Genomic DNA, 11,869 nt, shown 5'->3' with positions numbered 1-11,869 from the left:
ATGAGCCCATCTTAACGCTCAGGAACCCCTTCATGTTTCCAAGCCTGTTCATTTCGCACGGCTCGCCCATGCTCGCGCTCGAGCCCGGTGCCAGCGGCCCCGCCCTCGCGCGACTGGCCGCCGATATGCCTCGGCCCAAGGCCATCGTCATCGTTTCCGCCCATTGGGAAAGCCATGAACTGCTGGTCGGCAGCCACCCGCAGCCAGAGACCTGGCATGACTTCGGCGGCTTCCCCCGTGCCCTGTTCGAGGTGCAGTACCCGGCACCGGGCCATCCGCAACTGGCCGGCGAAGTCGCCGAACGGCTGACCGCCAACGGCCTGCCCGCCCGCCTCGACCCGCAACGTCCGTTCGACCATGGCGTGTGGGTGCCGCTGTCGCTGATGTATCCGCAGGCCGACATACCGATCGTGCAGGTGTCGTTGCCCACCCGCGGCGGCCCGGCGCTGCAGACCCGGGTCGGCCAGGCGCTGGCCGGCCTGCGCGCAGAAGGCATCCTGCTGATCGGCTCCGGCAGCATTACCCACAACCTGCGCGAACTGGACTGGCATGCCGGCCCGGACAGCGTCGAACCCTGGGCCCGTGACTTCCGCGACTGGATGATCGACCGACTGGTGGCGGACGACGAGACCGCGCTGCACGACTACCGCCGGCAAGCACCGAATGCGGTGCGCAGCCACCCCAGCGACGAACACCTGCTGCCGCTGTACTTCGCCCGTGGCGCCGCAGGCAAGTTCAGCGTTGCCCATCAGGGCTTCACCATGGGCGCACTGGGCATGGACATCTACCGCTTCGACTGACCGCCCTTCGCGAGCAGGCTCGCGCCTACAGAGGTTCGGGGTGCACGCAGACCCGAACCGCAGGCAAAAAAAAATCCCCGAACCGGTCGGGGATTTTTTTCGCTCGATCAATCAGCCCGCAGGCCGATCAATCTTCGCGGTAGCGACGCAGTTTCAGCTGCTTGCCTGCAACGCGAGTGTCCTTCAGCTTGGCCAGGAGACGATCCAGGCCTTCTTCCGGCAGCTCGACGAGGCTGAAGCTGTCACGCACCTGGATGCGACCGATGGCGTCACGTGCCAGGCCACCTTCGTTGAGGATGGCACCCAGCAGGTTCTTGGCCGCGATACCGTCACGCGCGCCCAGCGCGGTACGGCAACGGGCACGGCCTTCGCCCAGCGGCATCGGCGCACGGCGCTCGCGGTCACCGCGATCCGGACGCTCGCCACGGTCAGGGCGCTCGCCGCGCGGTGCGCTGTTCGGCACCAGCGGACGCTCCTTCTCGATGGCTGCCAGGTTCAGCGCCTGACCGTTGGTGGCCTTGCGCAGCAGGGCGGCAGCGAGGGCACGCGGGCTGCAACCGATGTCGGCGGTCAGACGATCCAGCAGATCGCCGTGAGTCGCTTCGGCATCGGCCACCAGCGGCGCCAGGCTGTTGGTCAGCTTCTTGATGCGGGCATCGAGAATCGCCGGGGCGTCCGGCAGGCGCACTTCGGCCACTTTCTGGCCGGTCACACGCTCGATCACCTGCAGCATGCGGCGCTCGCGCGGCGTCACCAGCAGCAGCGCCCGGCCTTCGCGACCGGCACGGCCGGTACGGCCGATACGGTGCACGTAGGATTCCGGATCGTACGGCATGTCCACGTTGAACACGTGGGTGATGCGCGGCACGTCCAGGCCACGGGCGGCGACGTCGGTGGCGACGACGATGTCCAGGCGGCCGTCCTTGAGCGAGTCGATCACGCGCTCACGTTGGTTCTGGGCGATGTCGCCGTTCAGCGCCGCGGCCTTGTAGCCTTTGGCGTCGAGGGCGCTGGCCAGATCCAGGGTCGCTTGCTTGGTGCGCACGAACATGATCAGGGCGTCGAAGTCTTCCACTTCCAGCAGGCTGAGAACAGCGGAAGTCTTCTGGTCGGCGTGAACCAGCAGGTGGGCCTGCTCGATCGCGGTGACGGTCTGGGTCTTGCTCTGGATCTTGACGTGCTTCGGATCCTTGAGGTGACGCTCGGCGATCGCACGGATCGACTGCGGCAAGGTGGCCGAGAACAGTACGGTCTGGCGGGATTCAGGCATGGCCTTGAAGATGACTTCGAGGTCGTCCATGAAGCCCAGTTTGAGCATTTCGTCCGCTTCGTCGAGAACCAGGTGGTTCACGGTGGCGAGGACTTTTTCGTCGCGACGCAGGTGGTCGCACAGACGGCCCGGGGTGGCGACAACGATTTGTGCGCCGTTCCGGATGGCTTTCAGTTGCGGGCCCATCGGCGCACCGCCGTAGACGGCCACAACAGTCACGCCCGGCATTTGCTTGGCGTAGGTTTCGAAAGCGGTTGCTACTTGCAGCGCCAACTCGCGGGTTGGGGCCAGGATCAGAGCTTGCGGCTCGCGCTTGGACGGATCGATGCGGTGCAGGATAGGCAGGGCAAAGGCAGCGGTCTTGCCGGTGCCGGTTTGCGCCTGGCCAATCATATCGTGACCGGCGAGGATGATCGGGATCGACTGCTGCTGAATGGCCGAAGGCTCTTCATAGCCGGTGGCGACTACTGCAGCGACAATATTGGGATGAAGTTCAAGAGCGGCGAAGCCGCCGATTTCCTGGGTCATGGGTCTGCCTCAAAGTGCATCCGCAAAGACCCATGCTCCAAAGCTGCACATGCCGTGTTGAGACTCAAGAGTCGCCCTGGCAGCTTTGTCGGCGGGGATTTGCGAAAACGAATGGATGGAAAAAAGAGTCGTCAGGAAGAGCCCGCAATGCGGACGAGCAACCGAATCTGACTTCGGGAATGCGCTACCTGGACGAGGCCCTGTTAAAGGCCGGCGCGCACTATACCGGAATTTGCCCAAAAGTGGAGCTTTTTTTGTCGGCCCGACAGGTTTGTCACCGCGATGTAACGGGGTTTTGCGGATAATCCGGCGAAGGTCTATTTTTCCAAAGGCCCGGCCCTGCGGGCGATGACGCTTAAACGATTCATCTACCTGCGGCACGTGGTCGCTGCCCCTCATTTTCCCGTCCGAGGAAATCCCCATGAATCAGCCCGCCGCCGGTCGCGTCAGCCGTGAACGACTCGGACATGTGTACCTGATCGGCCTGGACCGCGCCGCTAAGCGCAATGCCTTCGACCTGGACCTGCTCAATGACCTGAGCCTGGCCTATGGCGAATTCGAGGCCGACAGCGACGCCAGGGTCGCAGTGGTGTTCGGTCACGGCGAGCATTTCACCGCCGGGCTCGACCTGGTCAACGCCAGTGCCACCCTCGCCCAAGGGTGGCAGGTGCCCAGCGGCGGTTGCGATCCGTGGGGCGTGTTCGCCGGCCCCAGGGTCAGCAAACCGGTGATCGTCGCGGCCCAAGGCTACTGCCTGACCATCGGCATCGAGTTGATGCTCGCCGCCGACATCAATCTGTGCGCGAGCAACACCCGGTTCGCCCAGATGGAAGTCCAGCGCGGGATCTTTCCGTTCGGCGGTGCGACGTTGCGCTTTCATCAGGTGGCCGGCTGGGGCAACGCGATGCGCTGGCTGCTGACCGGCGACGAGTTCGATGCCCATGAGGCGTTGCGCCTGGGGCTGGTGCAGGAAGTCATGGCCAGCGAAGACTTGTTGCCCCGGGCCGTCGAACTGGCCGAGCGGATTGCCCGCCAGGCGCCTTTAGGGGTGCAGGCGACGCTGATGTCGGCGCGCCAGGCCCGTTATGAAGGCGAGACGGCGGCGGCCCAAGGATTGCCGCCGCTGGTGAAGAAACTGCTGGCCAGCGAGGATGCACGGGAAGGCGTGCGGTCTTTGGTGGAGCGGCGGGCCGGGGTCTTCAAAGGGGTCTGATAACGCGGCGCCTGTAGATCCGTCATCGCCAGCAGGCTGGCTCCCACAGGGGATCGCGTTTCACGGCCGGGGCCAGCCTGCCCGTGAAGGAACCGCGGCATCCCGCAGGGCTAGGTCGCCGGACGAATCGCGTTGATCAACGACTGCAGCGAATAACCCAGCCTCGGCAACAGCGCTTCGGCCCGTGCGGTCAGCGCCGGCAAGTCCAGTTCCTGGTCAAGGTCCGCCGGGACGATCAGGATCACGTTGCCCTCCTTCACCGGCAGTTCCCAGTAATGCCGGTGATAGAGGCCGCGCAGCAACGCCGCGCCCAACGGCTTGCCGTCATCGGTGGCCCACTGGTTGATCACCAGCCAGCCGCCGGGATTCAGGCGCTTCTGGCAGTCGCCGAGGAAATTCCAGGCCAGGTGCCCGGCGCCGGGGCCCACGTCGGTGTACAGGTCGACGAAGATCAGATCCGCCGGCTCTGCGGTCGGCAACAGTTCAAGGGCATCGCCCACGCGGATGTACAGGCGCGGATCGTCGTCCAGCCCCAGGTATTCGATGGCCAGGCGCGGCACGTCCGGGCGCAACTCGATGGCCTCGACGTCTTCCAGCGGCAAGAACTTCAGGCAGGCCTGGGTCAGCGTCCCCGCGCCCAGCCCCAGAAACAGCGCACTCTCCGGCTGCTCGTGGCACAAGGCGCCGATCAGCATCGCCCGGGTGTAGTCGTACTCCAGCCAGCTCGGGTCGGCGGTGAACACGCAGCTCTGCTCGATGGCGTCGCCGAACTCCAGAAAGCGGTAATCGGCCACTTCCAGCACGCGGATCACGCCAAACTCGTCCTGCACTTCGGCGAGCAACCGCTCGACGCGCTCCTCAGTCATTTCATCTCCTGACGGTCACCGGGCGCGGTGACGCGATGGCACCCGTGCGGCGCCGTGGCAAAGCGGCGATTGTCGGCCAATCGGCAGGAGCAGGTCACGCACTAATTGCTGCTACCATGGGGGTCCGTGCGTAGACCCCTAGAGACCGTGATGAGCCAACACTGGAGCCCTGACAGCTGGCGCGCCCTGCCGATCCAGCAACAACCCCGCTACCCCGACGCCGCGCACCTGCGCCAGGTCGAACAGACCCTGGCCAGCTATCCGCCGCTGGTGTTCGCCGGCGAGGCCCGCGAATTGCGCCGCCAGTTCGCCGAAGTCACCCAGGGCCGGGCGTTCCTGCTCCAGGGCGGCGACTGCGCCGAAAGCTTCGCCGAGTTCTCGGCGGCGAAGATCCGCGACACCTTCAAGGTGCTGCTGCAGATGGCGGTGGTCATGACCTTCGCCGCCGGCTGCCCGGTGGTGAAGGTCGGGCGCATGGCCGGCCAGTTCGCCAAGCCCCGCTCGGCCAACGACGAGACTATCGACGGCGTGACCCTGCCGGCCTACCGCGGCGACATCGTCAATGGCATCGGCTTCGACGCCGCCAGCCGTGTGCCGGATCCCGAGCGCCTGCTGCAGTCCTATCACCAGTCCACCGCGACCCTCAACCTGCTGCGCGCGTTCGCCCAGGGCGGCTTCGCCGACCTGCACCAGGTGCACAAGTGGAACCTGGACTTCATCGCCAATTCGGCGCTGACCGAAAAGTACAGCCACCTGGCCGACCGCATCGACGAGACCCTGGCCTTCATGCGCGCCTGCGGCATGGACAGTTCGCCGCAACTGCGCGAAACCAGTTTCTTCACCGCCCACGAGGCGCTGCTGCTGAACTACGAAGAAGCCTTCGTGCGCCGCGACAGCCTGACCAACGACTATTACGACTGCTCGGCGCACATGCTGTGGATCGGCGACCGCACCCGTCAGCTCGACGGTGCCCACGTCGAGTTCCTGCGCGGGGTGAACAACCCGATCGGGGTCAAGGTCGGCCCGAGCATGGATCCCGACGACCTGATCCGCCTGATCGACGTGCTCAACCCGGACAACGATCCGGGCCGCCTGAACCTGATCGCCCGCATGGGCGCGAACAAGGTCGGCGACCACCTGCCGGCGCTGATCCGCGCCGTGCAGCGTGAGGGCAAGCAGGTGCTGTGGAGCTCCGACCCGATGCACGGCAACACGATCAAGGCCAGCAGCGGCTACAAGACCCGCGACTTCGCGCAGATCCTCGGCGAGGTGAAACAGTTCTTCCAGGTGCACCAGGCCGAAGGCAGCTACGCCGGCGGCATCCACATCGAGATGACCGGGCAGAACGTGACCGAGTGCATCGGCGGTGCACGGCCGATCACCGAGGACGGGCTGTCGGACCGCTACCACACGCATTGCGATCCGCGGATGAATGCCGACCAGTCGCTGGAGCTGGCGTTCCTGATCGCCGAGACGCTGAAGCAGGTGCGCCGGTAAGGGCGAATCGCTCCGATCGCCAACAAGCTGGCCCCTACAGGGGTTCTGTGTCGCGCGCACACCTCATGTGGGAGCCGGTCTGCTGGCGATGGCGTCGGCTCAAGCACCTTCAACCTGTGCCAATGCCTGCCGCAACCTGCCGGCACTCTCCCGCCGGCAATTGAGCTGCACCCGCTCAAGCCCCAGCCAACCCGCCAGCGCCTTCAGGTTCAGCGCCAAGGCCTGCATCCCCGCCTCATCCAGACCGCTTTCCTCTTCGTGCACCGCATGCACCGCCAACTGCCCCTGCGCCCGCTCCGCCCGCAGGTCCACACGCGCCGCGATCCGCTCATCGTGCAGGAACGGCAACACGTAGTAGCCATAGACCCGCTTGTGCGGCGGCGTGTAGATCTCCAGCCGATAGCGGAAACCGAACAGGCGCTCGGTGCGGCTGCGTTCCCAGATCAACGAATCGAACGGCGACAGCAGCGCGGCGGCGGCGACCTTGCGCGGGATCCTGGGCTCGGGTAGGCAATAGGCGGTTTGCCGCCAGCCCTCGACTGCGCAGGTGAGCAGTTGTCCGGCCTCGACCAGTTCCGCCAGGCGCGGTCGGGCGTCCCCCGGATTCAGACGGAAGTAATCGCGCAAGTCCTTCTCCGTCGCGACCCCCAGCGCCTGGGCGGCGTGCAGCAGCAAGCCCCGTTGCGCCTCGGCTTCATCGGGCAGCGGCTGCTGCAGCACCGACCCCGGAATCACCCGCTCCGGCAAGTCATACAGGCGCTCGAAGCCACGCCGGCCGGCGACGGTGACTTCACCCGCCGCGAACAGCCACTCCAGCGCGTGCTTTTCGGCGCTCCAGTCCCACCAAGGGCCGGCCTTTTCCTGGCGGGTCGACAGGCTGCCCGCCCCCAGGGCGCCCTGCTCTTGAACCGAGGCCAACACCCGTCGGATCGTGTCCTGCTGTTCACGCCCGAAGCGCGCCAACTGCTGATAGATGTCCTCGCCGCGCCGGGCCCGCTGCATGCGCCAGCCCATCAGCGGGTACATCGACAGCGGCAGCAACGAGGCTTCATGCCCCCAGTATTCGAACAGCGTACGGCGACGCCCCGAACTCCAGGCGGCCTGGTCGAGCAAATCGGCGGAATAGGAACCGAGGCGGGAAAACAGCGGCAAGTAGTGCGAACGCACCACCGCGTTGACGGAATCGATCTGCAGCAGGCCCAGCCGTTCGATCAGCCGGTTGAGGTGCTGCGCCTTGACGGCCGGCGGCTGGCGCCCGTGGAATCCTTGGGCGGCCAGCGCCAAGCGTCGAGCCTGTTTGAGGGAAAAGGACAGTGTCGCGGGCATGAACGTCTCCTTGTCTGCTCGCAACCTACCTCACCTGAAAGTGGTTTGTGTAGCGTCCCCCGAGTCACCGTCATCATTTGTGCATCGGGTCGTCCCAGAACGGCCGCACCGCTTCATGCTCGACATCGGCACGGCTGACGCCGATGTCCTTCAGCGCTTCGTCGCTCAGGCCGGCGAGCAGCTCGCGCTCGCGGTGCAGCTCGTACCAGCGGCTGAACTTGTGCAGCAGATCGGAAACGAGATGGCCGGACACTTTTTCGTCAGTTACATATTCGCTTTGACCTTTCATCGTGTTGCCCTCCTTTAGGGATGGCTTCAGTCTCGCCCCGGGTCTACGATCAATCCAACGAATGTTTCTGATGGCATGCATCTCGGAGATTGATGAATGTCCGCCTACCCCAGTATTGATACCGATGTCCTGCGCACCTTCGTCGCGATTGCCGATCAGGGTGGCTTCACCCGCGCCGGCGAAATGGTCAACCGCACCCAGTCGGCGGTGAGCATGCAGATGAAGCGCCTGGAGGAAGACGTGCTGCAGCGCCAGCTGTTCGAGCGCGACGGCCGCCAGGTGCGCCTGACCGCCGAGGGCCAGGTACTGCTGGGCTACGCCCGGCGCATCCTCAAGCTGCACAGCGAAGTGTTCAACACCCTGCGCGAGCCGCACATGGTCGGCACCGTGCGCATCGGCACTCCGGATGACTACGTGATGCGTTTCCTGCCGGGGATCCTGTCGCGCTTCGCCCAGTTCTATCCGCTGATCCAGATCGAGGTGCACTGCGAATCGACCAAGCAGTTGCTGCAGCGCACCGACCTCGACCTGTCGATCGTCACCCGCGAGCCGGGCAGCGAGATCGGCCAGTTGCTGCGCAAGGAACGCTTCGTCTGGGCCGAAGCGCAGAACTTCAGCGCCCACGAACAGACACCCCTGCCGCTGGCGATGTTCAACAGCGACTGTTTCTGCCGCCTCTGGGCCTGCAACGCGCTGGACGCCATGGGCCGCGAATACCGCATCGCCTACAACAGCACCAGCCTGTCGGCGCTGATGGCGGTGGTGAGCGCGGGGCTGGCCATCACCGCGCAGTTGGAAAGCCTGATCACCCCGGACATGCGCATCCTCGGCGCCGACGAAGACCTGCCGCTGCTGCCGGAGGCCAGCATCATGCTGATCCGCAACCTCAACAACCCGTCGCCGATCACCGAGTGCCTGGCCGAGCATATCGTCGAAGGCTTCAAACTTTAAGGGCGAGCATCACCGCGCTCAGTACCAGGAAACCGCAGAACAGCCCGCGCAGCAGCTTTTCCGGCATCGCGTGGGCGATGCGCACGCCCCAGCTGATGCTCAACAACCCGCCCGCCGCCAGCGGCAGGCCGATCATCCAGTCCACTTCCCGGTGCACCGCGTAGGTCACCAGCGTGACCCCGGTGCTGGGCAGCGCCAACGCCAGCGACAGGCCCTGGGCGACCACCTGGGTGGTGCCGAACAGGCTGGTCAGCACCGGCGTCGCCACCACCGCCCCGCCCACGCCGAACAGGCCGCCCATGGTGCCGGAGGCCGCGCCGAGCACGCCCAGCCATGGCCATGAATAACGCATCTCAGATGTCGTCGCCGCCTTGCCGCCGAACATACGCAGCACGTTGTAGGCCGACAGCGCCACCAGGAACGCCACAAAACCGATGCGCATGGTCTGCGCGTCGATCCGCACCGCCCAGACCGATCCGATCCAGGCAAAGCAGAATCCCATCACCGCCAGCGGCAGCGCGTGATGCAGTTCGATGCGGTTGCGCTGGTGATAGCGCCACAGCGCCAGCATCACGTTGGGCACCACCATCACCAGGGCCGTGCCTTGGGCCAATTGCTGATCGAGCCCGAACCAGGCGCCGAGCAAAGGAATGGCGATCAGGCCGCCACCGATCCCGAACACGCCGCCCAGTGTGCCGAGGGCGGCGCCAAACAGCAGGTACAGCAGAAACTCGATCACAGCAGTACTCCTCTTACGTCATGGGGGTCATCCTACGCAGTCGGTGCTGGCTCGGAAACGCACAGCAACGCACAATGGCTGTGCCAAATTCGCAAAGGCAACGACCTTTCATGAACCCCAATCAATTGACCGAACAGCTCGGCCTGTTCCTCGACGTGCTGGAAAGCGGCAGCTTTTCGGCAGCGTCCCGGCGTCATCCGCTGACACCTTCGGCCGTGGCGCGGCGCATTGACAGCCTGGAATCGGCGGTGGGCAGCCAACTGTTCATCCGTAGCACCCACGCCGTGCGCGCCACGCCGGCCGGGCTGGCGTTCGCCGAGCGGGCGCGGCGGATCGTCGCCGAACTGCGCCTGGCCCGGGCCGAGGCCGTGTCCCTGAGCAGCGCGCCGGAAGGCCTGATCCGGGTCGATGCCCCGGCGGCGTTCGGCCGCCGGCACCTGGCGCCGGTGATCGCCGATTTCCTGGTGCTGTACCCGGGCCTGGACGTTCAGTTGCACCTGATCGACAGTTTCGTCGACATGCACGGCTCGAACCTGGGCAAGGTCGATCTGGTGCTGCGCGCCGGGCAACTGGCCGACACCCGGCTGGTCGCCACGCCCCTGGCGAGCATGATGCGCATCGCCTGCGCCAGCCCCGACTATCTGAAACGCCGGGGCATGCCGGCCGACCCCGCGCAACTGAGCGACCATGACGGCCTGGACTGGGACGGCCTCGCCCCGCCCTTCGCCTGGCGCTTCGAACACGAGGGGAAAATGCAGTTGCACCGGCCGGGCCGGATCCGCATGAGCGCCAACAACGCCGAGGCACTGGTGTGCGGCGCCCTGGCCGGCCTCGGCATCGCCCATCTGCCGACCTGGCTGGCCAGCGAATACCTGCTGCGCGGCGAGCTGCTGCCGCTGTTCTGCGAACACGGTCTGCCCAAACCGGAACCCGCCGTCATCTATGCCTTGCGTCTGGCACAGCAGGCCAGCTCACGCAGCCGCCTGTTGCTGGAGTACCTCAAGACCCGCTTCAGCCCGGTGCCGCCCTGGGATCTGGCGCTGCAACGGGAGCTGGGCCGGCACTGACCGATGCCGCGCCCGGCCAGAATTGTGTGGCGCATTAAAGGTTCGGGCGCTAGATTCATCCGATCACCGATCAAGGCTTTGACATGAACACCGACCGCAACATCGACCTCTGCGAAGACCTGCTGCTGGACAACCAGGCCTGCTTCGCCCTGCATTCCACTTCGCTGATGATGACCAAGGTCTACAAGCCTTTGCTGCAAGCGCTCGGCCTGACCTACCCGCAATACCTGGCGATGATGGTGCTGTGGGAAAAGGACGGCTTGACCGTCGGGGAAATCAGCGCACGCCTGCTGACCGATCCGGGCTCGCTGACCCCGCTGCTCAAGCGCCTGGAAGGCGAAGGCTTGCTCAGCCGCACCCGCAGCCGGGAAGACGAACGGGTGGTGATCGTCGAACTGACCGAGCAGGGCCGCGCCCTCCACGAGCAGGCCCGCACCATTCCGCAGTGCATCCTCGGCGCCAGCGGCTTTTCGCTGGAGCGCCTGCAGCACCTGCAGGCCGAACTGCAGGCGCTGCGCAGCCACCTGCAAGACAGCCTGAGCTGAATCCCCCCTTCCCCCTGTAGGAGCGAGCCTGCTCGCGATAGCGGTTGGACATTCAGCCTTTGCGTGACTGAACCACCGCCATCGCGAGCAGGCTCGCTCCTACAAGGCTGCGTTTCGCCCGTCTGCGCAAAATTTTTCTGCCTCCTGCTTTTCTATAAAAAACCTTTCATATCAAAAGCTTCCGACCCATCAGCGGGGTCGTTCCGTTGGTTGAGCCGGCCTTTTCGAAAAATTTATCTTGCGCGCTAAATATTAGAGCGATACATTCACTTCGCACTTACTTAACGCGCAAACAATTAGCGCGGCAAACACACCTCAAGAGGCTCACACCATGCAAACTCTCTACACCGCAATCGCAACCTCCACCGGCGGCCGTGACGGTCGTGCGATCTCCAGCGACAACATCCTCGACGTCAAGCTGGCCACCCCGAAAGAACTCGGCGGTGCCGGCGGCGCGGCCACCAACCCTGAGCAACTGTTCGCCGCCGGCTACTCGGCGTGCTTCATCGGCGCCCTGAAATTCGTCGCCGGCCAGACCAAACGCAAGATCCCGGACAACGCCTCGATCACCGCCCATGTCGGCATCGGCCAGATCCCAGGCGGCTTCGGTCTGGACATCGACCTGCACATCAGCCTGCCGGGCCTGGAACAGGCCGACGCGCAAAGCCTGGTCGACGCGGCCCACCAGGTCTGCCCGTACTCCAACGCCACCCGCGGCAACGTCGACGTTCGCCTGCACGTCACCGTGTAACCCTCGACACCCAAGGCCCGAACACAG

At 65.3% G+C, this 11,869-nt stretch carries 11 protein-coding genes and 1 pseudogene; 7 read left to right on the top strand and 5 right to left on the bottom strand.

Going from position 1 to position 11,869, the window contains the following annotated elements:
- The first annotated feature begins 32 nt into the window (after positions 1–32).
- The gene (locus CAG41_RS23410) at positions 33–800 is read left to right on the top strand and encodes a class III extradiol ring-cleavage dioxygenase (RefSeq protein WP_085577968.1); all 768 of its coding nucleotides are present in this window, start codon (positions 33–35) and stop codon (positions 798–800) included.
- A 127-nt stretch (positions 801–927) separates the two neighbouring features.
- Here CAG41_RS23410 and CAG41_RS23405 read toward each other — a convergent pair.
- Positions 928–2,632, bottom strand: a pseudogene (locus tag CAG41_RS23405) (DEAD/DEAH box helicase).
- Between the two features lie 387 nt (positions 2,633–3,019).
- Between CAG41_RS23405 and CAG41_RS23395 the strand changes: the two are divergent.
- On the top strand, positions 3,020–3,811 hold the full coding sequence (locus CAG41_RS23395; RefSeq protein ID WP_085629831.1) for a crotonase/enoyl-CoA hydratase family protein: 792 nt from the start codon (positions 3,020–3,022) through the stop codon (positions 3,809–3,811).
- A gap of 110 nt (positions 3,812–3,921) precedes the next feature.
- Here the strand turns inward: CAG41_RS23395 and CAG41_RS23390 are convergent, their stop codons facing one another.
- Complete coding sequence (locus CAG41_RS23390) at positions 3,922–4,677, bottom strand: spermidine synthase (RefSeq protein WP_085577971.1); 756 nt, start codon at positions 4,675–4,677, stop codon at positions 3,922–3,924.
- Between the two features lie 150 nt (positions 4,678–4,827).
- Here CAG41_RS23390 and CAG41_RS23385 point away from each other — a divergent pair, with 150 nt between their 5' ends.
- Positions 4,828–6,174 carry a class II 3-deoxy-7-phosphoheptulonate synthase gene (locus tag CAG41_RS23385; protein WP_085577972.1) on the top strand — a complete coding sequence of 449 codons (1,347 nt, stop codon included), beginning with the start codon at positions 4,828–4,830 and terminating at the stop codon, positions 6,172–6,174.
- A gap of 99 nt (positions 6,175–6,273) precedes the next feature.
- Here the strand turns inward: CAG41_RS23385 and CAG41_RS23380 are convergent, their stop codons facing one another.
- Positions 6,274–7,500, bottom strand: coding sequence for a winged helix-turn-helix domain-containing protein (locus CAG41_RS23380; RefSeq protein ID WP_085577973.1), 1,227 nt, complete (start codon positions 7,498–7,500; stop codon positions 6,274–6,276).
- A gap of 73 nt (positions 7,501–7,573) precedes the next feature.
- Positions 7,574–7,789, bottom strand: a complete 216-nt coding sequence (locus CAG41_RS23375; RefSeq protein WP_085577974.1) for a DUF1127 domain-containing protein — start codon at positions 7,787–7,789, stop codon at positions 7,574–7,576.
- A 96-nt stretch (positions 7,790–7,885) separates the two neighbouring features.
- On the opposite strand from CAG41_RS23375, the gene CAG41_RS23370 reads away from it, so the two are divergent.
- Entirely contained in the window at positions 7,886–8,740 is an 855-nt protein-coding gene (locus CAG41_RS23370; RefSeq protein ID WP_085577975.1) for a LysR substrate-binding domain-containing protein, read from the top strand.
- On the opposite strand, the gene CAG41_RS23365 is transcribed toward CAG41_RS23370, so the two are convergent.
- The gene (locus tag CAG41_RS23365) at positions 8,730–9,479 is read right to left on the bottom strand and encodes a sulfite exporter TauE/SafE family protein (protein WP_085577976.1); all 750 of its coding nucleotides are present in this window, start codon (positions 9,477–9,479) and stop codon (positions 8,730–8,732) included. The two genes, CAG41_RS23370 and CAG41_RS23365, sit on opposite strands and share 11 nt — an antisense overlap.
- Positions 9,480–9,589: 110 nt before the next feature.
- Here CAG41_RS23365 and CAG41_RS23360 point away from each other — a divergent pair, with 110 nt between their 5' ends.
- The 3 genes from CAG41_RS23360 to CAG41_RS23350 all read left to right on the top strand — a co-directional run bounded on the left by CAG41_RS23360 (position 9,590) and on the right by CAG41_RS23350 (position 11,842).
- Positions 9,590–10,546 carry a LysR family transcriptional regulator gene (locus CAG41_RS23360; protein WP_085629825.1) on the top strand — a complete coding sequence of 319 codons (957 nt, stop codon included), beginning with the start codon at positions 9,590–9,592 and terminating at the stop codon, positions 10,544–10,546.
- 83 nt (positions 10,547–10,629) lie between these two features.
- A complete protein-coding gene (locus tag CAG41_RS23355) occupies positions 10,630–11,091 on the top strand; it encodes a MarR family winged helix-turn-helix transcriptional regulator (protein ID WP_085629823.1) in 462 nt (153 codons plus the stop codon).
- 331 nt (positions 11,092–11,422) lie between these two features.
- Positions 11,423–11,842 carry an organic hydroperoxide resistance protein gene (locus CAG41_RS23350; RefSeq protein ID WP_085577979.1) on the top strand — a complete coding sequence of 140 codons (420 nt, stop codon included), beginning with the start codon at positions 11,423–11,425 and terminating at the stop codon, positions 11,840–11,842.
- Positions 11,843–11,869: the final 27 nt, after the last annotated feature.

This window comes from Pseudomonas sp. B35(2017), from assembly GCF_002113645.1.
GTDB lineage: Bacteria > Pseudomonadota > Gammaproteobacteria > Pseudomonadales > Pseudomonadaceae > Aquipseudomonas > Aquipseudomonas ekonensis.
The sequence above is the reverse complement of the archived record's forward strand: the minus strand, read 5'-3'. Positions and strand labels throughout refer to the sequence as shown.

Excerpts from the sequence above, each read along its gene's own strand:
- CAG41_RS23410 (WP_085577968.1), top strand. The coding sequence starts at position 33 with ATGTTTCCAAGCCTGTTCATTTCGCACGGCTCGCCCATGCTCGCGCTC.
- CAG41_RS23360 (WP_085629825.1), top strand. The coding sequence starts at position 9,590 with ATGAACCCCAATCAATTGACCGAACAGCTCGGCCTGTTCCTCGACGTG.
- CAG41_RS23385 (WP_085577972.1), top strand. The coding sequence starts at position 4,828 with ATGAGCCAACACTGGAGCCCTGACAGCTGGCGCGCCCTGCCGATCCAG.
- CAG41_RS23395 (WP_085629831.1), top strand. The coding sequence starts at position 3,020 with ATGAATCAGCCCGCCGCCGGTCGCGTCAGCCGTGAACGACTCGGACAT.
- CAG41_RS23375 (WP_085577974.1), bottom strand. The coding sequence starts at position 7,789 with ATGAAAGGTCAAAGCGAATATGTAACTGACGAAAAAGTGTCCGGCCAT.
- CAG41_RS23390 (WP_085577971.1), bottom strand. The coding sequence starts at position 4,677 with ATGACTGAGGAGCGCGTCGAGCGGTTGCTCGCCGAAGTGCAGGACGAG.
- CAG41_RS23380 (WP_085577973.1), bottom strand. The coding sequence starts at position 7,500 with ATGCCCGCGACACTGTCCTTTTCCCTCAAACAGGCTCGACGCTTGGCG.
- CAG41_RS23370 (WP_085577975.1), top strand. The coding sequence starts at position 7,886 with ATGTCCGCCTACCCCAGTATTGATACCGATGTCCTGCGCACCTTCGTC.
- CAG41_RS23350 (WP_085577979.1), top strand. The coding sequence starts at position 11,423 with ATGCAAACTCTCTACACCGCAATCGCAACCTCCACCGGCGGCCGTGAC.
- CAG41_RS23355 (WP_085629823.1), top strand. The coding sequence starts at position 10,630 with ATGAACACCGACCGCAACATCGACCTCTGCGAAGACCTGCTGCTGGAC.